The sequence below is a fragment of the Dyella sp. Tek66A03 genome (assembly GCF_052567735.1).
Window position 1 is genome coordinate 2332837 of sequence record NZ_CP199584.1, and the last position, 22912, is coordinate 2355748.

General features: G+C 58.1%; 17 protein-coding genes. 14 read left to right on the top strand and 3 right to left on the bottom strand.

Annotation, left to right across the window (positions count from 1 at the left end; all coding sequences use genetic code 11):
* Window positions 1–460: 460 nt before the first annotated feature.
* The 9 genes from ACT01B_RS10265 to ACT01B_RS10305 all read left to right on the top strand — a co-directional run bounded on the left by ACT01B_RS10265 (window position 461) and on the right by ACT01B_RS10305 (window position 14696).
* Window positions 461–5077: an RHS repeat-associated core domain-containing protein gene (locus tag ACT01B_RS10265; protein ID WP_445147248.1), complete on the top strand. Its 4617-nt coding sequence runs from the start codon at window positions 461–463 to the stop codon at window positions 5075–5077.
* Entirely contained in the window at window positions 5074–5487 is a 414-nt protein-coding gene (locus ACT01B_RS10270; protein ID WP_445147249.1) for a hypothetical protein, read from the top strand. Before ACT01B_RS10265 ends, ACT01B_RS10270 begins: the two co-directional genes overlap by 4 nt.
* Before the next feature lie 749 nt (window positions 5488–6236).
* Complete coding sequence (locus ACT01B_RS10275) at window positions 6237–7271, top strand: ligand-binding sensor domain-containing protein (RefSeq protein WP_445147250.1); 1035 nt, start codon at window positions 6237–6239, stop codon at window positions 7269–7271.
* Between the two features lie 88 nt (window positions 7272–7359).
* Window positions 7360–9084 carry an ATP-dependent nuclease gene (locus ACT01B_RS10280; RefSeq protein ID WP_445147251.1) on the top strand — a complete coding sequence of 575 codons (1725 nt, stop codon included), beginning with the start codon at window positions 7360–7362 and terminating at the stop codon, window positions 9082–9084.
* A gap of 229 nt (window positions 9085–9313) precedes the next feature.
* Entirely contained in the window at window positions 9314–9577 is a 264-nt protein-coding gene (locus ACT01B_RS10285) for a hypothetical protein (protein ID WP_445147252.1), read from the top strand.
* Between the two features lie 607 nt (window positions 9578–10184).
* Window positions 10185–10469, top strand: coding sequence for a hypothetical protein (locus ACT01B_RS10290; protein ID WP_445147253.1), 285 nt, complete (start codon window positions 10185–10187; stop codon window positions 10467–10469).
* Between the two features lie 393 nt (window positions 10470–10862).
* Window positions 10863–12713: a Mu transposase C-terminal domain-containing protein gene (locus ACT01B_RS10295; RefSeq protein ID WP_445147254.1), complete on the top strand. Its 1851-nt coding sequence runs from the start codon at window positions 10863–10865 to the stop codon at window positions 12711–12713.
* Window positions 12710–13666, top strand: coding sequence for a TniB family NTP-binding protein (locus tag ACT01B_RS10300; RefSeq protein ID WP_445147255.1), 957 nt, complete (start codon window positions 12710–12712; stop codon window positions 13664–13666). The genes ACT01B_RS10295 and ACT01B_RS10300 overlap by 4 nt, the downstream gene beginning before the upstream one ends.
* Window positions 13653–14696: a TniQ family protein gene (locus ACT01B_RS10305; RefSeq protein WP_445147256.1), complete on the top strand. Its 1044-nt coding sequence runs from the start codon at window positions 13653–13655 to the stop codon at window positions 14694–14696. The genes ACT01B_RS10300 and ACT01B_RS10305 overlap by 14 nt, the downstream gene beginning before the upstream one ends.
* A gap of 551 nt (window positions 14697–15247) precedes the next feature.
* Here the strand turns inward: ACT01B_RS10305 and ACT01B_RS10310 are convergent.
* Window positions 15248–15568: a hypothetical protein gene (locus tag ACT01B_RS10310; RefSeq protein WP_445147257.1), complete on the bottom strand. Its 321-nt coding sequence runs from the start codon at window positions 15566–15568 to the stop codon at window positions 15248–15250.
* Window positions 15569–15673: 105 nt separating this feature from the next.
* On the opposite strand from ACT01B_RS10310, the gene ACT01B_RS10315 reads away from it, so the two are divergent.
* The 5 genes from ACT01B_RS10315 (at window position 15674) to ACT01B_RS10335 (ending at window position 17997) form a co-directional block, all read left to right on the top strand.
* Window positions 15674–15955, top strand: a complete 282-nt coding sequence (locus ACT01B_RS10315) for a helix-turn-helix domain-containing protein (protein ID WP_445147258.1) — start codon at window positions 15674–15676, stop codon at window positions 15953–15955.
* A 150-nt stretch (window positions 15956–16105) separates the two neighbouring features.
* On the top strand, window positions 16106–16312 hold the full coding sequence (locus tag ACT01B_RS10320) for a hypothetical protein (protein ID WP_445147259.1): 207 nt from the start codon (window positions 16106–16108) through the stop codon (window positions 16310–16312).
* A 248-nt stretch (window positions 16313–16560) separates the two neighbouring features.
* Entirely contained in the window at window positions 16561–16968 is a 408-nt protein-coding gene (locus ACT01B_RS10325; protein ID WP_445147260.1) for a hypothetical protein, read from the top strand.
* Window positions 16968–17459 (top strand): hypothetical protein, encoded by a 492-nt coding sequence (locus tag ACT01B_RS10330; protein ID WP_445147261.1) that lies wholly within the window; start codon window positions 16968–16970, stop codon window positions 17457–17459. Before ACT01B_RS10325 ends, ACT01B_RS10330 begins: the two co-directional genes overlap by 1 nt.
* A gap of 13 nt (window positions 17460–17472) precedes the next feature.
* Window positions 17473–17997 (top strand): HAD domain-containing protein, encoded by a 525-nt coding sequence (locus tag ACT01B_RS10335; protein ID WP_445147262.1) that lies wholly within the window; start codon window positions 17473–17475, stop codon window positions 17995–17997.
* 327 nt (window positions 17998–18324) lie between these two features.
* Here ACT01B_RS10335 and ACT01B_RS10340 read toward each other — a convergent pair whose 3' ends face one another.
* Together ACT01B_RS10340 and ACT01B_RS10345 are read right to left on the bottom strand one after the other, a co-directional pair.
* The gene (locus ACT01B_RS10340; RefSeq protein WP_445147263.1) at window positions 18325–19797 is read right to left on the bottom strand and encodes an efflux transporter outer membrane subunit; all 1473 of its coding nucleotides are present in this window, start codon (window positions 19795–19797) and stop codon (window positions 18325–18327) included.
* Window positions 19794–22895: an efflux RND transporter permease subunit gene (locus ACT01B_RS10345; RefSeq protein WP_445147465.1), complete on the bottom strand. Its 3102-nt coding sequence runs from the start codon at window positions 22893–22895 to the stop codon at window positions 19794–19796. The genes ACT01B_RS10340 and ACT01B_RS10345 overlap by 4 nt, the downstream gene beginning before the upstream one ends.
* Window positions 22896–22912 lie beyond the last annotated feature (17 nt).

The following is a 22912-nucleotide window of genomic DNA, read 5'->3' on the forward strand; positions in this document are numbered from 1 at the left end:
GAACGCGATGAGTACTCGAGAAGGAATCTTCCATTTCGGCAAGTCCGTGCAATCAATTTGCTGGAGCGGATGCGATATTTGGCCTCCATGCACCGGTGCGATCGCCATGCAGCAACATCAATCACCCAGTGGCGGGTTTGCTTCCATTGCGTTCTCACTCGGAGAACAACACCAAATCGTTTTTTTGCGTGATCCCGTGAAATTCCTTGTGCCAGAGCGTGCTGCCTTGTGGCGTGTCGCGTTGGCCAGCGAGCACCGAGTCGGCTTGGTTCGGCCGCATTATTTTGCGTTCGTGAAAACAGCGTGAGCTTACAAATTACTGCGACCGACCGCACGGATTCTGCGGCAAGGCCGGGTTGAAACTTGCCGCCGCCACCAGGGAGCAGGGTGGCCCATTCCTCGTTAGCCGTGTCTTGTCGCTGCCACCGCGCTGGTGGCTTTCTCCATAGCTGGAGGCGGTATGAGTGTGCAGTCCGTAAGGAAGTGGGCTCTGGTGCTGTTGGTTTTCCTTATTTCTTCCGCCGTCCACGCGGAAACCTATTACCTGGACTCCAACCAGAATACGGCGCGACCGCATTACCGGACGTCGCAAGAAGCTTGCGTCACCGGCGAAATCGAGTCCCGTATCCAGGGCTACCGGGCCAGTGAGACGAACTCCAGCGTGAAGTACCGCGTCAGCGCACTTCAGGTCAGTGGCGATGATGGCTTGGGCGAATACGAGTGTGTGGCGGACATCGAGCGCACTTACGCCAATGTCTGGGTGACACTCGAGCTGGTCGACGTCTTTGTCTACGGACCGTTTGGTGGTGCCGACGCCTGCAACATTTCCGGCTACAGCGATTCGGAGACAGGGCAATGCGGCTCGCCGAAATGCACCGCCGGTGCTGCCAATTGTTGCACCTCATGCAATGGTACCAATCCTATTCACACCGCTAGCGGCAACAAGTACCAGCGGGAGACCGACTATGTCGGCATGGGCCCCTACCCATTGCGATTCGATCGCGCGTACTCCCACAACACGATCGTTGCAAACCTTCCCGTACCCATGGGCATCGGTTGGTCGCACACCTATTCGAGCCATCTCACCGCGTATCCCTCCACGCCCGGTGGGTCGATAGATCGCGTTCGCGCCTATCGTGCCGACGGACGCATGCTCACCTTCTCGCTGAGCGGTAGCACGTGGCAGGCGGACGCCGATGTCAGCGAGCGGCTCGTGGCGACGACGAGCGGTTGGCAGCTGACAACGCCGGCAGACGATGTCGAGAGCTACGACAACGAAGGTCGTCTCATCTCGATCACATCGCTGGGTGGGTTCACGCAAACCCTGAGCTATATCACCGCTGCCAACCATCCGGCCAACCCGGTGCAGAAGGTGACGGACTCGCAGGGACGCAGCCTGACCTTTGGTTACGACACCAGTGGTCGATTGAGCACGCTGACGGATGGCCTTGGCCAGGTCATCACCTACACCTACGACAGTGCCAACAATCTCGCGACGGCCGTCTATCCTACGACCGGCAGCGGCACCGTGACGCGCGCCTATTACTACAACGAAACCGGTCAGACGTCCGGCGCCAGTCAACCGAATGCCTTGACCGGTCTCGTCGATGAAAATACTGCACGCTACGCCAGCTGGGGCTACACATCCGCTGGTCGGGCCAACCTGAGCGTGCATGGCGCCTTCACCGGCGGCACCGTCGACCGCACGGCATTGCTGTTCAACAGCAATGGCACCACGACCGTCACGGATGCGTTGGGGCAGGCACGCACGTTCGGATTCAGCGTGACGTTGGGCGTGGCCCGTCAGGCTGGCCTGGATACCACCTGCCGCTACTGCGGGGAGCCGCCCAAGGCGCAGACCTACGATGCCAACGGGTTCCCCGCCACGGCGACCGACTTCAATAGTCATGCCACGAATTTCACCTTCGATGCGCGTGGGTTGGAAGACCAACGTGTCGAAGCCGTCGGCTTATCCGAGCAGCGTACGGTCGCAACAACGTGGAACAGTGCCTTTCATGTTCCTGTATTGCGAACGGTGGCCAATGGTCAGGGGGCGACCACGACAAAAACCGTGTGGGTCGACAATACGCGTGGTCAGCCGCTTGCCCGATGCGATATCGACCCCGCCCAGGCCGGCAGCTACACCTGCGCGGCCACCGGCACGCCGCCTGCGGGTGTTCGGCGCTGGATCTACACCTACTGCGATACGGTCAACGGCACCCAATGTCCGGAGGTCGGGCTGTTACTCAGCGTGACAGGCCCCCGTACCGACGTGACCAGCCTGACGCAATACAGCTATTACCTCGCCTCGGATGCGTCCGGTTGCGGTGTGGCCGGTGGTTCCTGTCACCAGGCAGGTGACCTTTACCAAGTCACCGATGCACTCGGTCACGTGATGACCTACGTGGCCTACGACAAGAACGGTCGCGTGGTGCGCCAGAAGGATGCCAATGGCGTCATCACTGACCTGACCTATCACCCGCGCGGCTGGCTCCTGAGCCGCATGGTGCGCGCCAACGCTGACGGCTCCGCCTCCGCCAATGATGCGGTGACCCAGGTCGGTTACGACGCCGTCGGCAACGTCACCAAGATTACCGATCCGGATGGCGTGTTCGTCTCCTACACCTATGACACCGCCCACCGGCTCACGGATATCACCGATGCCTTGGGTAACCATATTCACTACACGCTCGATGCGCTCGGCAACAAGACGCAGGAGCAGACGTTCGACACCAGCAGTACGGTACGCCGGTCCTTGTCGCGCACCTTTAGTACGTTGGATCAGCTGACCAAGGTGACCGATGGTCTGAGCCATGCCGTCTTCAATGCGAGCTATAGCGACAGCTATGACGGAAACAACAACTTGGTGCATTCCGTCGATGCGCTGAGCGTGCAGCGCAAACTGGGCTATGACGGACTGAACCGCCTGGTCAGCACCATCGATAACTACAACGGCACCGATACGCCCACTCAGAATACTCAGAGTGTCTTCGCCTACGATGAAAGAGACAATCTCGACGGTGTCAGTGATCCGACCAGTCTCAGCACGACGTACGACTATGACGGCTTGAGTAACGCCAAGGCGGTGCACAGCCCCGATACCGGCTCCACGACCTTACTCTATGACGCCGCCGGCAATCCTATCCAACGGACAGATGCCAAGAGTGTGGTCAGCACGCTGACATATGACGCGCTCAACCGGCGCACTGCCATGACCTACATCGACACCACGCTCAACGCGAGCTACACGTACGATGAATCCAACAGCGTCACCGGCTGCAGCAGCTCATATCCGGTCGGCCGTCTGACCCGGGTCATCGAAAATGCAGTGACCACGGTGTACTGCTACGACTTGCGTGGCAATGTCATCCGAAAACAGCAGACTCAAGGCACCCAGGCTGACGCCACCAGCTACAGCTACACGTTGGCGGATCGGCTGAGCACGATCGTGAACCCATCGCAGACGGCGACGCAGTACGGCCGCGATGCGGATGGCCGCATCAGCGCAGTGACTGTCACGCCTTCGGGAGGCTCCGGCCAGACAGCAGTGAGTGCCGTCAGCTATCTACCGTTTGGTCCGATCGCCGGCTACACCCTGGGCAACGGACAGACGCTCACGCGAACCTATGACGCCAACTATGCGTTCACGGATATCGTGAGTCCTGCATTCAATCTGCACCTCGCTCGCGACGCGATGGGCGACATCACGGCGTTGGGTGCTTCGCCCGGGGCTAACCCCGCCACGGAGAACTACATCTACGACCCGCTTTACCGTCTCACCGGGGTCAACAACGCCAGTGGCGGTACCGTCGAGGCGTATACCTATAACAAGACGGGTGACCGTCTCAGTAAGACTTCCAGCGGTCTGGCGACGGGTGCTTACAGTTACCAGAGCGGCACGCACTGGTTGACCAGCATCGGCAACGCCGCGCGCACCTATGACGCGAACGGCAACACGACCGGCAGTGTGGTCGGTGGCAACACGTATGGCTTCGGATACAACGGCCGCAATCGCATGACGGTAGCGCAGCTCAACGGCAGCACCGTGGGCACGTATACCTACAATGCCCTTGGCCAGCGCGTGGCTAAGTCGGCAACGTTTCCGCAAACGCTTAATGTTCGCTACGTCTATGATGAGAACAGCCGGCTGCTTGGTGAGTACGGGACAAGCACGCGCGACTATGTCTGGCTCGACAACCTGCCTGTCGCGGTGGTCGACACGCAAGGCACTATTAGCACGGTGAATTACGTATACGCGGATGGACTCAACACGCCGCGCGCTGTCGCCAATAGCACCGGAGTCGCACAGTGGCAGTTCGCGTATCAGAGCAATCCGTTGGGCGAACAGCAACCCACGTCAGCGACCGGTTACTCGTTGAACCTCCGATTCCCCGGTCAGTATTACGACGCCGAAAGCGGCCTTGCATACAATGTCAATCGGGACTTCGAAGCTGCGACTGGGCGATACGTACAGAGTGATCCCATTGGTCTCGGTGGCGGAATGAGCACCTATGGTTATGTGGGTGGCGGCCCGCTAGACAGTTACGATCTGCTCGGTTTGGCCTGTCCCACAGCCTTGAAGTCAACAGGCAAGTGCGTAGACGCCACCAACTACAATTCGGATACCGATGGCGATAAGACAGTGCAAGGCGACGACGGCTCTGATGCAGCCTTTCTGCAAAACATGTACCAGCTCGATACATCTACAACCGATGAGAATTACGGTGATATCCATCTCGACAATAGCTTTGGCCGCGTCCAAGGTTCGGGAGAGTCGACATCTAAGGGATACGTGGGGCATCTGCATTGGGCGCCAAGTGAGGTCGCAAAATTGAAGGCAATCTGCCACTCGCATCCAAACAACAAATACTACGGCCCTTACCCTGGATTCGGAGATGACGGTTACGTAAATCAGGGATTCCCGAATTACATAGTCCAAAACGGTTTTGCCGGTGTCCTGGAACAGGTGAACGGACAATTTCAATACCGGGCACTGAAAGGCCGCCTCGATGATAAGCAGCGGAAAGCGGCACAGTCAGCAGTGAATGGATTCCAGCATCCAGGTGCGACGCCATGACGATGAACCTAGCGAGCCTGGTGTTCGTGGTCACCATCGCGATGGCATGGGGTTCAGGTGTAGCAGCCGACGAGACTGAGGCAGCAAAGAATCCAGTGCCTCAGATTTTTCGAGACCCAAGGCCGATGCTCGGACAGCAACTCAGCGTCACGGGACTTTTACGCTGGGCTGGCGAAAACAGAAATTTGTTTCCCGTGGGAACTGATCCTAGCAATACGCCTGAGTCTCTTTGTCTTCCCGTTCTCATAAGACGATCAGATAATGCCCTGATTAAACGGGCACAGGAGTTCGATGCAGCGACGGTTGAAATTAAGGGGCGAATAGTAGATCCGGCGCCACCGGGTGAGGTTGACTTAGGATCTTGTAAGCCAGTTGGCATCGAAGTTCAGTCGATCGAGCGGGCTAAGTAACACGTTTCGCAATGTTATCGACAAAGCCGGAAAAGAGGCGCGGGTTGTGGCCACCACCTTGGTAGCGTGCGTCGATGATGTCGCCCCCATTGAGCTCACCCACTCATCACTGGACCTCTCCGGGCAAACCCGGCGACTTTTGGTTATTCGTGGCACTGATCTGAGAGGAGTCGACACGTAGTCATGCATGTCAGGCTGGCGCTGCAGTGCAGCCTGCCGCATGTGTGCGGCGAGTTTGGCGCCTGTGTGCAGTTCGACCGGCGTTTGTGCTCAGGATTGCTGGCGTTGGTGAGCAATTTCCTGGTGTTTTGCAGCCCAACCCTGCTGCATCGTTCCAGCCCTTCGCGGATGCTAACGTTGTCAACCGACTGGCTAGGGCCGGAGGTGGAGGGGCAGCGCGATTAGTTAGTGTTATCGCGGGTAGGGAAGGGCTGATCTCGATCCGGAGCAGCAACTGGCGCCGCGCCGAAGGCCCTTCGCGGCCTCCTAAATGCCCCTGATCTCGACAAGAGATACTTGTTGCCGGTTGTTGGTGTATCGGCAGTCGGTTGCTAAGCCCCCATAAAGGAGGTTTCGGCGCTGTGCAATCAGTCGCTCTTCCAGATTGGATCGGTTTGCGGCATATTCACTGCAGCCTTGATACTGGTCCATCTATGCCTTGGAAGCCATTGATTTGCGGGCTCTTCTACCTTCTGATTCTATTGTCTGGCGTGCTTTACGCACCAGTGAGCGCGGCACTCGAACGCCGCATGGCGGATTACTACGTCACTACTTGGACCACGGCGGATGGAGCTCCTTCTGTCGTTCGTACCATTTCCCAGACAGCCGATGGCTGGCTCTGGCTTGCAGCGACGGACGGCTTATATCGCTTCGACGGGAAGACATTCGAAAGCGTCTCCAATAGTCCCGACTTTCCTAGAGAGGCCAAGGGCGGCGTATCCGTAACCTTCGCCGGAGCCGACGGTAATCTCTGGATCGGTGTGCAAGGCGGCCGTACTGCCCGATTGCATGATGGTCGCTGGGAGCTCTTCGGCGCAGAGACCGATATGGGCAACGTCAGTATTATTGCGCGCGATACGGGCGGCACGATGTGGGCGGCCTGCTCATCCGGACTGTTTTGGCTCGACGGAAAAACATGGCGTAACGTCGGAGTGGCTCTAGGAATACGGCAGGCTGAACCCTTAGACAACTTGTATGCCGATGTGGATGGCTCTCTATGGATCGCGACGAGTAGCCGTGTTTATCACTTTGGAGCTGGCGCATCCGTGGTTGAAAGCACTGGGATTGAACTGGCAGACGGCGGGGACTTCGTGCCCTCTCCTGAGGGTGATCTCTATATCATTTCGTCTGACGGTCAGATCAAACAGATTCCATCGGCCGGACGTCATCCGTTGCGGCATCACGGTTCGAACGACGAGCCAAAGAATGGACATCTCTCAGAGTTCAACGGCGATGGGTCCCTCTGGTCGATTCAGTGCAGCAACCGCATTTGCAGCGTTCCCAAAGGCACCCAATTTCCCGAGGACAGCAGCGTAGCGGCATTGAAGACAGAGGAAGGCACGCCGGATGTCCGCGGCGGCATGACCGATCTTTTCTCATTCGCCGCGATCACCGATGAGCCGCCACCCGAAGTGCTTGCTGCTGGCCATGACCGCTGCATCGTTCCCATCAAGCCGCAATACGTAGATGCGTGGCTCCGCCCACTTCCGGGCGATCTTACCGCGCTGTACGCGATCCTCGACGATCGGGCACGCCCTTATTACGAACACCGGTTGGCCGCCTGATATCCTGCGGTCACATTAGCGAGCGGCCCAAGTACCGCCATGTCGCCCCAGGGCAAGTAATTGTTGAACGAAAATCAAAAGGAACTTTGTGTCGATTTCAAATCCTGAGAACGTAAAACCCACAATTTCGTTCGCCTCAATCACTTTCTCTAATCAAAATACCCTCGCGCTTGAAGACGACGAAATTGTTGTTTTCGTCGGACCTAATAATGCCGGAAAGAGCGCCGCTCTACGGGAGTTGCAGGCAGCTGTCGGAAGTAATGGATCGCACCAGGTCATAAAGAATACAACCCTGCGTAGAAAGGGAACCCAAAAGGAGTTCCTCGAATATCTCGAAAAACATGCGCAGCGAACTGGTGACGTTGGAAGCCATAGTTATGGCGGAATTGGATACAATATTCATAATACGCATTTACACTATTTTGATGACGATGCCAATCGTCACCTTATAGCTGGTTTTTTTTGCACCAGACTTGCCACGGAGTTGAGGATCGCATCTTCCAGCGCCGCCCCCTCAATTGCTCTCTATCATCAACCTCCATCTCATCCTATTCATTCCCTGTTGATGGATGATAAATTGGCCGCGAAGATGAGCAACTTGTTTCTCCATGCTTTTGGCGAAGACTTGACGGTATTCCGAGCCGGAGGCGGAAACTTCCCTCTCTATGTTGGAAAAAAGCCGGAGCTTCTCCCTGGCGAGGACGAACTTTCACGATCGTTCGTAGAAAGACTCCAAGCGTCATCTGTTCCGCTGGATCAGCAAGGCGACGGCATGCGTAGCTTTGTTTCGGTTCTACTGTTCGCGCTGGTGGCAGACCACCATTCAATCCAGTTTCTGGACGAGCCGGAGGCCTTCTTGCATCCACCGCAAGCCCGCTTGATCGGGGAGTTCATTGCTAAAGAGCGACGAGCGAAGTCTCAGCTCTTTATTGCAACGCATAGCACAGACATTCTAGATGGACTCATCGCGGGTGGCGCAAATAAGGTGCGGATAGTTCGCATTCAGCGCGACGGATCTAATAATCGAGTCAGGGAGTTAAGTAAGGAAAAGACGGCTGCTGTCGCCAAAGACACGCTTGCTCAATATTCCGGAGTATTCAACGGGATCTTCTATCAGCATGTAATAATTTGTGAGTCTGACGCTGACTGCTTATTTTACAGTTCGTTGTTGAACACAAAATGCATTTCAGGTGATCGGAGGGCGGATGTACTATTTATTCACGCTTCCGGAAAACACCGGATGGCGCAGCTTGCTGAGACTCTTCGCGAGTTGGACGTGCCCGTTTCAGTGATCGCCGATATCGACCTCCTTAGGGAGCAGAATACGTTTAAGGAACTCTTTGAAAAGCTCGGCGGGGATTGGGCGTTGGTGGAAAAACAGTTTAGGACCATCAAAACGTCGGTCGAAGAAAGGCGTCCCCCACTAAATTCGGAGCAGATTAAGAGTCTCGTTGCAAAGCAGTTGGAAGGTGCCGGAGGGGTTGGCGAGTTTCCAAAGAAGGTGGAAAGCGGAATCAAGGCCATATTCAAGATGGTTTCCCCGTGGGATGACGTGAAGCGGGCTGGTCGATCAGCGCTGCCCCCCGGGCAGGCAATTGCTCGTTTCGATGAGCTAGTGAAGGCGTGCTCGCACGTCGGTCTTTGGATCGTCCCGGTGGGTGAGCTGGAAGGCTTCTGCCGTAGCATCGAAGGCGGTCATGGCCCCGGGTTCGTAGCCAAGGTTTTAGAAGAGCGAATTCTGGAGACCGACCCGGAACTCCAGGACGCCCGGGACTTTGTTTCCGGGATATGGGGTCGCGCTCGGCCCGTGTAAGACGTCGACGCATGGGTTGCGTTTACGGGCCAAGGTGGGCCAGGTATAGATTCCCGCGACGCCTCTTTTAATGGGCTCGCAAGTAGACGAGCTGGAGTTGAGGGGAGTTATCCAATGGCTTGCGCGGACCGGTACCAATAGAGGGCTCATTGACCCAGCGGAGAAAGAGTTTCGCGTTCTGCGGCGTCAACCTTGGGCCGTTGCGGCCACTGAATGGCGGAATCAGGAAATGCCTACGCATTTTCCAGCCAGCCCAATCGCCGGCAAAGTTGTACTGACAGTCCCGGTGATCGGCCAGCATCTGCGCAATTTCGCGAACGGTGACCGACAGGCCGGACGGCGCGCGGAGTGTTTGCGTTGCGGGTCAAAGGTCCAGTTAAATGACATGGGCTGCTTCCTGCAGGGACGGACTCCTGAAGGAACCAAGCCACCGGCCAATCTGGACACAGGCTGGATCAGTGCGAAATTCTCGTTCCGAAAAATTGCATTATAAATCAGCCTGATGACAGGATTATCCTCACGCCAGATAATCGTAATATTTGTTCGTACCGAAAAGCCTGTGGGGCCTCAAGCTGCCAGCTGAGTAATTCCACCGAAAAAGCAGTGTTTGATGGCTTTCCCAATTTATTGACCTTTTTTTGCACGACGATGTTTGGATCGGCCGTCATCACGGAGACTATCTTTTCGCGGTCTTACCGTCCCTGTTGTCCCGTACCGCACGGGGAGCAGGGCTCGACGAACGGAAGGGTCGAGGTTCCAGGTCTATTTCTATTTGAAAACATGTGAGATGGCGACTTGAGTAAGAGGGCGCCCCGCCTTCCGTAAAAATGGGGCGGTCGATAATGAAGCCCTGGATCCTATCTTCTCGGCAGCCGGGCTTCAGTTCGTCACTTGATTTCGCCCACGGGCGTCGCCCACATACGAAAAAAATACTTCAGGATTTCAATGGCCTTGCGGGTAAGGCCGCGTCGCACCCCACCTAAACTCGCCTATGAATCCGCCTTGACTTTTGTTATACAAAAGCCAATAAAATCAATTACTTGACCTTCAGCTTGGGCGAGCGTACCGTCTGCGTCAACGCTCTGAGCGGATGTAACCGCATGTCGGCGGAAGTACACAACCTCCTCTTCACCGAAACAGGCCGGTGGCTCTTCGAGGAATACGGTGCCATTTTGGATTCTTCTACGACCGCCAAGGTCCTCGGATTCAAGAGCACCAGTGCCTTGCAGCAGGCGCGCCGGGGTAGCCGGCTTCCGATTCCCATGTTTCAGATCCCGGGTCGTCGCGGCTGGTATTCGCATACCAAGTCGGTGGGCGCGTGGCTCGACGAGCAATGCGCGCCAATTCCGTTGGATTCCGGTTTAGGGTCACCTGAAAGGCACTAATTACCGAGCGAAACGCCGGCGTGGGACGGGTCGTGCCCCGTAAGGGCGCCCCTAAATCTGCTGCAGCTTTTGGGCTAGCGCACTCGTTTCCGCACCAACCTGATCTCTGTCTCTGTTGCAAAACCCGATAAAGAAGGAGGGGCTGAAGAGGTCGAGCTGAGGCAATGTGTCTAGAACGTATCCAAGCCTTCCACTTAGATGGAGATACTTAAAAAGTGATCACCTGAAACGCAGCGGCCTCGGTGGTAGGACACCGAGGCCGCCAAACACGGTCAAGATTTGCTCCCTTGACGTTACGGATACTAGTTCACTCGGGCTTGCTGTCAAGCCCGACGACCGTCTGCGCCTTTCAGGTTGATTTCCCAAGGCATATACCCCTTTAGGAAAGCAGCCATGGCTAGTAATTCCACGAGAGTTCTTCGTCTTGACCCGGGAACGCAGGTTCTTTGGGACGGGAATTTGTACGCTATCGAAAGCGCTATCGCTGTCGACCGCGTGTTACTTAAGTGCGTCGCCGACGGAAACTTCTGTACCGCGCCGATTGGCGAAATAAGAGCAATCACAACGTCATTCAAAGACTCTGATGAAGAGGGCGACATCGAAGACATTCCGAAAGCGTTCCTTGATCAAGCATCGAGTCGAGAAACAGTGCTACGCCAAATAGTCCTCAATGGCACGCGGCTCAACAGAGAGCAGATGCAGGATCTGCAATTAAAATTGGGATTGGAACCTAGCCGTATCTACGAGCTCATTCGAGCTTTGAGGCTCGACAGCCGACCCAAGACGATCGTCTCGCGTAAACGGGGGCCAAAATCCGGTGGGCGAACGTTGGACCCGAAGAAAGAAGCAATCGTCGATTCGGTAATCGGTGCGCACCGAAGATCCAAGAAGCCTACACGTATCAATGCAGTTCACGACGCAATTCTGCTCGCATGCGCCAAGGCGAACGTTGTGCCGCCGTGTCTCGATACCGTAACTAAGCGCGTTCACGAGCAGGCCCGGGAGTTAACCCTCCGGACGAGGCTTGGCAGCAAACGAGCTCGCGAAGCGGTGAGTCCCAAGGCCGGCGTTATTCGAACAACGGCAGCTCTCGCGATGGTCGAGATTGATCATTCGCCTTTGGACGTCTTTTTGGTGGATAGTCGCCATAGACGACCCATTGGCCGGGCATTCTTGACGATCGTCGTTGACACACATACTCGTGTAGTTCTTGGCTTTCATGTGAGTCTTGAGGCGCCAAGTGTGCTCACTGTCGCGTTGGCCGTTACACATGCAATTCTTGCCAAAGACCTGTGGCTTGCGGAACGCGGCCTGTCCGATGTCTCCTGGCCCATATGGGGCGTGTTTGAGCAGTCGCGGACTGATAATGCTAATGAGTTTCATAGCGACGCTTATGCCGCCGGATGCCAAGCCTGGGGAATCCGTACTCCGACCTTTCGCGACATTGGCCAGAAAGAGCAGGGCGCCATCGTCGAGCGTGTGATAGGTACGTTCCAGCGTCGAATAGAGCGTCTTCCGGGATCAACTGGAAATGGCGTGAAACATCGCGCGGACTACAATCCTGAGCACGATGCACAGATGACCTTGGGAGAGGTCGAGATCTGGCTCGCACGACACATTTGCGAGGTTTATCACGTCCGCAAGCACCGCGGCATTGGCATGACGCCGCGTATGGCCTGGGAGCAGTCGCACATGACGCCGGATGGTCTCAGGTTGCCTCCGATCGTGACCGATCGTAGGCAGCTTTTGCTGGACTTCCTACCGATGGAGAAGCGCAAGGTGACTCCCACGGGAATCAGCTTCTTCGGTGATCGCTATTGGGCACCCGTCTTGCGGTCACTGGTGGGTCAAAGGGAACGTGTAGTCATTCGTTATGACCCCAGGAACATGGCGCTCATCTACGTTCGTATGGCGTCGGGCGCCTACATCGACATCCCCTACGCTGATCAGACGAAGCCCGCGCTACCCTTATGGGAAATTAGGGCCATGCGCAAAGAGCTGAGTAATGCAGTGGCAAGTCAACGCGACGTACCCGTAGAACTTAAGGCGGCTAAAAAACAAGAAGAGCTGCTAAAGGGGGCCAAAAAAAAGACACGTGAAGCGCTTCGTAGGCAAGAGCGCCTTGATCAGGCAATGAAAGAGGTAAGACCGACAGAGAAGAAAGACAACGGTAAGTTCTCCTCGTCTCCTCGGCTGGACTACAGCCAGCCCGTCGAAGTAGAGGACTGGGAGGGCGATGTATGAACGATCTGGATCACGTGCATCCCAAACTCTGGTGTCTCTTCGATTGCCCGGATCTCCAGCGCATTCGGTACATCGTCCGTGATCAGTATGTATCGTATCGACGAGCGAAAGAGTTGCTCGACGACATCGATGAGCTAGTTAACGGCGAGCGAAGCGACCGGCCTGATTGCACATTGGTCGTTGGTGAGCCAGGCATGGGAAAGACTACTTTGCTGGAGGTGGTTGAGAAGAAACATCCTCCATATGTCTGCGAACAGACGCTGGTAATCATGAGGCCTGTCGTTCGTATCAATGTATCTGGAGCTATCGACTTACGAATTTTCTATCAGCGAATACTGAGGGCACTTCAAATTCCTTACGGTGAGAGCGATCGACCTGGAACCTTAGAGGCAAACGCGCACCGAGGATTGACCGACGCGGACACCAGGTTGCTCGCTATCGATGAGCTTCACAATTTTTTTATCGCCGGGGCAAAGGCGTTGATCACGCACATGGCTGTGCTTAGAGATCTAACAAACACGCCGTCCGTGGCACTGCTATGTGCCGGAACATCGCCGGCTGAATATTGTATACAAGCCGATGCCCAGCTGGATGAGCGTTTTGACCGCTACAAGCTAGGACCCTGGACGGAATGCGTGGAACTGCGAAATTTCCTCGCTAACCTAGAACGCCGCCTCCCGTTGCGCTTGCCTTCAGGCCTTGCTGGCCCTGTTCTACTGCCACTTCTTCTAAGTCTCTCCGGCGGCCACATGAAACGTATGGTCCGAATCATACGACGAGCCGCCAAAATGGCAGTGGTAACCGGCGTGGAGAGTCTAGACATCGAAGGCCTAAGATTAGCTGCTCAGCGATTGGTAACGGGCTACGGTGGCGACACTGGCGGACAGTCGTTGGGAAATGCGGAAGGGATGCCGTTGGAAGTGGCAGAGGATCAGTTTGATGGAGACAAATAGCTGCGGTCCCGCATCGGTCATACCGCACCACGATGAGACCGTGTCTTCATGGCTAACACGATGGCTGGGCGAACATGCATGTCATCACAGCGAATTTCTGGCACGGTTATCCCGGGAGCGTGCCGAACTACCCTATGCACTTCGAGCTGAGCCTGACTATCCTAGAGTGCCTGGTTGGTCGCGCGCATTAGCTTCAAGTGCCGGCATCACGCCAGAGCTTCTCGATCGGATTGCATGGCCTCCTTCGCCCTGGGTGTTAATGCCCGTCGCGCGTCGCTCGGTGTGCGTTGCGTGCCTGGGAGAAGATGGGGCAATTACTAGTCAATATATGCGCCAGTCGTGGACGGACAGCTGGCGGACCATGTGCCGTACCCATTCCCTGCCTCTGATGTACGCCCCCGCGTTTGGCTGGGGATGGGGGCAAGTTTCAACAGAAGTACGCCGCGCGCATGGTGCACTTATGCGCAAACCCTACACGCTGGTAAAAGAGATCAAGGCTGGCTGGGCAAGGCTGCCTACTGGGTTGACTGAGGCGCCATTCGATGCGGAACTGGGCCTACTAGAGGCTTGGGGTGAGCACTATTCTCGCGTGAAACCCGAGGACACGGGCTCGAGTGGGAACTTGCGCATTTGGGAAGATCTTTTAGCACTTTGTACGTGCAACTGGGCGCCGTCGACTGACGAGATTCCAGCAACGGCATCATTGCCTGCGTTGTTGGTTGGTCGGAATAGGTTTTTTCGAGGGCTTAGGCTCCCTGCGTTCCAGGGGCGGTGCGATCTCGGGCGTTTTCGCTCAATTGAAGATCCAGCTGTCAGGCGTACCGCGTTGCTTTGCGTAGCCGACGCTATGCTGGACATCTCATCCAGACCGACAAACGAAAGGTCTCGCGGCGGGTCCAGCTGGGGATGGCGACGCGTTGCCGCAATATTGCCGCCCCTCGCATGGGAATGGCTCGATCGCCGGTCGAGGGAATGGCCACCGAGCTGGCGTCAGCGCGTTCAGGACTGGAGGGCTGTAGGTTCGGGCTAGCGAGCGCAGTCACCGCTGACATTGCTTGCTCAAATGCGAGGTGGTACGAGGCTATGGAATAACGGCTTCCGAGACTACAGGGCTAGCCTAGGTCGATACGTCGAGAGCGCCCCCCCCTTGGCTTGGACGCGGGGACCGACACTTATGCCTATGTCGGCAATAGCCCTCTGCGCAACATCGATGGTCTTGGGCTTGAGACTGGGGTGGCCTTCCATGCAATCTTCACTTCGGACGGCGGCGTCCCCAGTACAGCGTCGGTCAGGACACCCGATGTAGTCGTCATTGATGTGGCATACGGCCCCATTTCAGCCAGCGCGACCTATACAAAATACGGCGACACCTTCGTTGGCTTCAACTTCAATCCGTCAGCAGTAGTTACCGTGTCATACCGTATGGTATGACACGTAAGCTCACTGAGCGAAATAGCCTTTTTTTGTCGGTACGCAAACAGTGCTCTATCGGGTTTAACGGCCATCGGCTGCAGCAATCGCTGATATCGGCGCAAACATCTGCAGCACGATTCCTTTCACTGTCGTGCCGCCAATGTCCAGTCAGGCTTTGGTAGGCGCATGGTTTTCAGGCGTGGACGAAGGGGATGTGCTTATTCGTGCGAGAGCTGTGGTGAGCCGCTGCCGCGCCAGCTCCGTGAGCGCGCCAGAGGAGATGCTTTCGCACTCTGCGACCAGGAAGCCAATTGCCATTTGGGCTGCCAGAAGCTGGTCCCACCAGTTCGATAGTTCCGAGGCGTCGGGCCGAGTCTGGTGTTTGAGGTGCCGAAAGAATCCATAGCTTACCCAGGTCAATGCCTCTTCCACGTCCCACGAAGACGGTTCACCAAGACCACTGCCAGAGCTCTGTGCTTCGTCGTTCATAGCTGCCATCGAGGTGGTTGTGATGCGTTTTTGACGCCCATAAAAGCCGACTTTGGACTATTCCAATACGGACTCTAGCGTGCTTAGCCAACCACCGGCAAGCTTATGGCACGCTCAACTCATCACCACGACTACCGGATACTGCTCGGCCTCCTCCGTGAATTGCGGGAAGGCGCGGGTATCACTCAGCTCGCGCTGGCTGAGAGTCTGGGTAATACGCAGACGTTTATATCCAAGGTCGAGCGAGGCGAGCGTCGCATTGACGCGGTGGAGTTCGCCGAATTGTGCGAGGCCTTGGGCGAAGATCCGAAGGCCGTATTCCAATCGTTTCTTCAGCGCCGCGCGGGACAGAAGGGAAGAGGCGCTAAGCTGTCCAGCCGTTCTTGAAGGACCAAGGTCGTTGAATTCTCAATAGCCCTCCTGATCTAACAATCCCATAGACGTTCACCTTTGTGCGGTCTACGCTCCATTGGGAAAGGAGTGGGACCGGAGCGAGTCGACGTGATGTAGGCTAATGGGCGCCTACGGGAGAGCCCCATGAGCGACGAGACCCTGCTCCAAGAATGGCATAAGAGTATCGATGCTCTCGTTGCCCGCATGCAGACGCCGGAGGCCAAGCGGGGCATTGACGCGTTTTGGAAGATGACACCAAGCGAGCTTGGCGAGGCGGCTGCCGCCGCTGGCGGGCATTGCGCTTTGGCCGATCTTGCGACAGGTGAGTCGCGTCGACCTGGCGGCAACTGAACGATTTCTTCCATCCCATAGACATACACCCAAGCTCTTTATGGCTCTGATACGCTCAAGCCATGAGAGCCCTCTTGGCCCTACACGAACGAATATCTCGTTGCCGCTCTTGAGCTGCAACTGAGTTGTTTCGTCTGGGCCGGTGCCCGAGAGGTCAGGCGCCCGACTTATGCCCGGATGAAGGCAGTGTTGATAAGCCACGCGCGCAGGCTCGAGTCTTTTTTGGGGCACCAATCTATGGTGTTTATATGAATCCCGAGAATACCCAACGACTCCTGTCCGACTTTCCGGAGCTCTACCGGTCGCAACGGATTGATCCATTGCGTCAGCACACTCTGACGCTGGTTTCGTACTGGGGCTTCGAGTGCGGCGATGGCTGGATGGATCTGATCTATGGGCTCAGCCAGGCGATCGAACTGCACGCGAAGTCCGTCGGCATGGACATCGTTGCCACTCAGGTCAAAGAGAAATTCGGCACGCTGCGCTTCTATGTCGACGGCGGAGACGACGTGATCAGGCGTCTGATCGATGCTGCCGAGCACGAGTCGGAGTTCACTTGCGAATCGTGTGGTGCGCCCGGCACACTTGTTAGAAAGGGGCGGTTCTCAACGCTTTGCGAGTCATGCCGAAGTGTGAGCAGCCCGGAGGGGCGCTGATGGCACAGCTCAATTACCTCTTTCTGGATTGCGAGTGGGCAGATGTGCTTGCTTCTGACCTGGTATCCATCGCCCTTGTATCTATCGACGGACGCCATGAGTTCTATGCCGAGAGCCTCGTACTTCCATCCGACGCAACGCCTTGGGTTCAATCCGTGGTGTACCCGTTGCTGAATCGCGGCGACAGTGCGATGGATGCGCAGGCAATGTCAAAGGAACTATGCCGCTTTCTGTCAAAGTTCGATCATCCATGCGTCTACTACGACTTTCCTTCTGATCGCACGCTTTGCCAGCGCGTTATCGACGGACATCCAACGCCTCACGGCCGCCCGTCTGGGTTGATCGAGCCGTCGTGGCAATTGGTCACAGATGCCGGTCCGGCTCTGGAGCGGTGGTGGCGTGAGCATGCCGATGTGGACAGTCAGCGACATCATGCGCTGCACGATGCACGGGCCCTACGGGCGGCCTTCCTGTCATTATGGGGCATGTAGAGGACAGTAACCTTTGATTCTCTATCTCGACTTTGACGGCGTTCTACATCACTACGATGTCTACCTCGACCACCGCAATCGCGCGGTGCTCCGCGGCATGGGCACATTGTTTGAGTATGCCGAGTACCTTGAACAGGTCCTTGCACCTCATCCTGGCATTGAGATCGTGCTTTCCACCAGCTGGGTCCGCACCAAAGGCTTCGATCGTTCCCGAAAGAAGCTCCCTGTGAATCTACGCAGCCGCGTCATCGGTGCTACTTGGCATAGCCGATTTGAGGCAGACGACGAGCTGATGTATTGGTGGGTACATCACGCTAGTCGTTATGAGCAGATCACCCGTGATGTGGCAAGGCGCAAGCCAAGCGAGTGGATCGCGCTTGACGATGACGATGAGGGTTGGCCGGCGGAGGCGCGTAGCCATCTTATTGCCTGCAATCCTCTGATAGGACTCGGCGAACCCGGTGTGCGCCTTGCGCTGGAAGACCGCTTGATGCAATGGACTTCCAAGAGATCGGGTGGCGCGAGAGCTTCAATATAGTTGGGCGATCTCGCCTTGAGGCCCTTCAGATGTCTGGAAAGTCAACCGAGCCGCACTTACGATAAGGGCGCGTTATCGGGGGGGGCAGGTTGCGTCTGCGGATAGCTACGGCAACTCCGCTTGGTGTTCAACGCGCGGGAGAACGGTGAAGTGGCGCGGGTCGAAATGCTGATGCGTCAAAATGCGCAGATCGGCTTGCCCTACGACGGCTTGTTCAAGCCGATTGCGTCAGCATGAGAGAAGTGTAGAGAGCAGGGGAAGGGGGGTACGGAACGCCTGACAGGCGTTCCGGTGATCGTCGCCCAGATTTGTCGCGCGAATCGAGGCTCAAGGCGCCGCCACGCTCGACTCGCGGTTGTCATTTGCCGGTGGCTCGCCCATCGCCTGGTACAGCGCCGCACTGTCGACCAGTCGTGCCGCTGCGGCCTGGATCTCGGACTGTCTTGCGTCCTGCCAGCGTTGCTCGCTGGCGAGCGTGGCCGGATGGGAGGCGGCACCTAGCCGGTAGCGTGCCTGCGTATCCTCGAACGATTGTCGCGACGCCTCGGCCGCCGTCGCTGCGGCCTGCAACGCATCGGCATCCTGGTCGAGCGCGACCAGCGTGTCGGCGACATTGCGGAAGGCGTTGAGCACCGTCTGCCGATACTGCGCGACGCTGGCGTCGTAGTCGGCGATGGCTGCCTTGCGTTCGGCCCGCAGGGCACCGCCATGGAATATCGGTTGTGCCAGCGACAGCCCGGCACTCCATACCTTCGAACCGCTCGCAAACAAAGCTGCGTCCTTGAATGTCGCGGAGCCCAGCGAAGCAGAGAGCGAAACGTGCGGAAACAGATTGGCAGTGGCCACGCCGACTTGCGCCGATGCGGCACGCAGGTTGGCCTCGGCAGCGAGCACGTCCGGACGCTGCCGCAGCAGATCCGATGGCACGCTGACCGGCACTGTCGCGGGCAGATGGAACTCGGACAGCGCGGGCACCTCCGGTGCCTGGTCCGGTGTGCGTCCCATGTATACCGCCAGGGCATGGCGCGCCTGGATCGCCTGGGTGCGCAACGACGGCAGCGTGGCGGCCAGCACGGCTGCGTTCTGCCGTGCCGTCAGCACGTCCTCATGCGAGGCGGCGCCGAGCGCATAAGCTTTCTCGACCAGGTCAGCCTGTGTCTTCGCCAGCTCCACCGCACGGGTGGCCGCTTCGACTTGTTCGGCCATGGCGGAGGCCTGGATCGCCGCGATCACGATATTCGCCGCCAACGCCCGTCGCGCTGCAACCACCTGATACTTCTGCACGTCCACCTGCGCCGCCGCGTGCTTCACGCCATAGCGCGCCGAACCGAACAGGTCGAAGTCATAGTTGAGGCTCAGCTGCCCAGCGTAGACGTTATACAGATTGGTAGGGGGCCCCAGGCCAGGAATGCCCAGCGCCCGCTGGCGACTGGTCTGCCCCTGCGCATCCAGCGAAGGCAGCATGGTGTCACCCACCTGGGCGCGGTACTGCTGATGGACCGCTTCCAGCGTATGCCGTGCGGCCTCGAGCGAAGGGCTATTGTGCAGTCCTTCCTCGACCCACGCATCGAGCGTGGCCGAACCGTACTGGTGCCACCAGTCCGGGACGACCGCTGCGCCGCTTTCAAAACGCTGCACACCGCCCGCATCGACTGTCACCGATGGTGCAGGTGTTGCCGTATAGCGCGCCGGGCTCGGCGCCGCCGGCGGCCTGGTCGGTGGCGCAAACGCGCAGCCGGACAGGGCAATGGCCGCGGCCAGCAGACCGGTCCGAAGATGTCGCTGGATGGTGGTGTTCATGGCGCAACCTCCGGCGCGGGTTCGTCCGCGCGCACACGGAACCAGACGGCGTAGAGTGCTGGCAGATAGAACAAGGTCAACACGGTGGCGACGGTGATACCGCCCATCAGGGAGGTCGCCATCGGGCCGAAGAAGTTGCTGCGCAGCAGCGGGATCAGCGCTAGCACGGCAGCGGCCGCGGTCAACGTGATCGGTCGGAAACGCCGCACCGTGGCGCCGATGATTGCCTCCCAGCGCGGATGCCCGGCGCTGATGTCCTGCTCGATCTGATCGAGCAGGATTACCGAGTTGCGCATGATGATGCCGAACATCGCGATCGTGCCCAGCGTCGCCACGAAACCGAATGGCTGGCCGAACAGCAGCAGCGCACCGATCACGCCGATCAGTCCAAGCGGCGCAGTCAACACCACCATCATGGTGCGGCTGAAACTCTGCAGCTGGATCATCAGCAGGGTTAGTACGGCAATCAACATCACGGGCATCTGTGCGTTGATCGAATCCTGCGCCTTCTGGTTCGCCTCCACCGCACCGCCAACCTCGATGCGGTAACCCACTGGCAGATCACTGCGCAGTTTGGCCAGCCTGGCGTCGATCGCGTTGGTCACGTCCAGCGCCTGCGCATCGCCGCGCACGTCGGCCTGCACGGTGATCGATGGCTGCCGGTCGCGCTCCCAGATCACGCCGTACTCCAGCCCATAATGCACCGTGCCCAGCTGCGACAGCGGAATCGCCTTGCCGTCGGATGTGGGCATGGCCAGTTGCATGATCTGGTCCGGGTGCACGCGCTCGTCCTTCGGTGCGCGGAGGTCCACCGCGATCAATTTGTCGCGCTCGCGGTACTGCGTGACGGTGGTGCCGGAGAGCGACATCGCCAGAAAGTTCGCCAGATCCTGCGACGTGATGCCGAGCTGGCGTGCACGCGCTTGGTCGATCTCGAACCGCACCGAGCGTTCGCCAGGCTCGTCCCAGTCGAACTGCACATTGGTGGCGTGTGGGTCCGCCCGAACGATGGTGGCTACCTTGTCTGCAATGTCACGTACGGTGCCGATGTTGTCGCCGTTCACTCGGAACTGCACCGGAAAGCCCACCGGCGGCCCATTCTCCAGTCGACTGATGCGCGTGCGCACGGCAGTGAAATCCTGCTTGAGCACACCATCCAAATCGTGCGCCAGCTGCTCACGCGCTTCCACGCTCTTCGCGGTAATCACGAACTGCGCGAAGTTTGGCTGTGCCAGCTGCTGATCCAGCGGCAGGTAGAAGCGCGGTGCGCCGGCACCGACAAAATCCGCGTAATGGCTGATCTGCGGACGTCCCTTCAGCGCCGCCTCGAAGCGCTTCACCTGGGCCAGCGTGGCGTCGTACGACGCACCTTCGGGCAGGCGCAGGTCCACTATCAGTTCGGGGCGGTCGGAACTGGGAAAGAACTGCTTTGGTACCAGGCCGAAACCAGCCAGTGCCACCACGAACAGCGCCAAGGTCGCCCCCAGCACAACGAAACGGTGGCGCAAGCAGGCGTCCAGCCAGGAACGGAAGTGGCGGTAGAACGGCGTGTCATAGATCTCGATATCGACGTCGTGATGCACGATGACAGCGGCGCGTTCACGGCGACGTGCGTTCCAGCGCTTGGGCATCGCCCGGGCCCACCACTCCTCGCCTGGCTTGGTTCGCGCGTGGTGCTCGGGCAGTATGTGATAACCAAGCAGCGGAATCACGATCACCGCCGCCAGCCACGACAGCAGCAGCGCGATCGCCGAGACCTCGAAGATCGAACGGGTGTACTCACCGGTGCCGGACTTGGCCAGCGCAATCGGCAGGAACCCGGACACCGTCACCAGCGTGCCGGTCAGCATCGGGAACGCTGTGCTGGTATAGGCAAATGCCGCCGCGCGCATGCGGCTCCAGCCTTGCTCCAGCTTTACCGACATCATTTCCACGGCAATGATCGCATCGTCCACCAACAGGCCCAGTGCCAACACCAGAGTGCCGAGCGAGACCTTGTGCAGACCGATGTCGAACAGGTACATGCATAGCGCGGTAGCCGCGAGCACGAACGGGATCGAGATCACCACCACCATGCCGGTGCGAAAACCCAGGCTGAGCAGGCTTACCAACAGCACGATCGCCACTGCCTCGGCCACTGACTCCAGAAAGTCGTCGACCGACTTCGAGACCGCGTGCGGCATGCTCGTGACCGAACTCAGGGTGAGCCCGGCCGGCAGGCGTTTCTGCAGGTTTGCCGTGGCTGCGTCCAGTGCTTTGCCGAGCCGGATCACGTCGCCGCCCGGCTGCATGGTCACGCCGATGGCCAGCACCGGATGTGCCATGAAGCGCACCTGCTCTACCTGCGGATCGTCATAGCCACGCTTGATGGTGGCGATGTCGCCCAGCCGGAAGCTGCGGCCATTGATGCGCAGCAGGGTATCGGCCAGCGCACCGGTGTTGTCAAACGCTCCGCTGGGGCGTACGAAAACGCGATCGTCGGCCGTAGTGATCAGCCCGGTCGGGGCCACCGCATTCTGCTGGTTGATCGCCTGCGCAATCTGTTGCGGGCTGATGCCCAGCTTGGACAGCCGAGCGTTGGGAATCTCGATATAAATGTGCTGCTTCTGATCGCCGAAGTAGTCGATCTTGCCCACACCCGGTACGCGCAGCAGTTCGGTGCGCAACTGGTCGGCATAGTCGTGCAACTGCGCGGGCGTAAAGCCGTCACCCTGCAACGCGTAGATATTGGTGTAGACGTCGCCGAACTCGTCGTTGAAGAACGGCCCCTGCACGCCCTGCGGCAACTGTGCCGCGATGTCGCTGACCTTCTTGCGCACCTGGTACCAGGTTTCCGGCACCACCGAGGCCGGTGCTGAATCCTTCACGTTGAAGAAGATCAGCGACTCGCCCGGTCGCGAATAGCTGCGCAGAAAATTGGTGGACGGCGTTTCCTGCAGCTTGCGCGCGATGCGGTCGGTCACCTGCTCCTGCATCTGCTTGGCGTTCGCACCTGGCCAATAGGTCTGGATCACCATCACCTTGAAGGTGAACGGCGGATCCTCCGACTGCGACAGCCGGCTGTACGCCAGCGCACCGAACAGCGTCACCATCACCATCACGAAGAACACCAGGG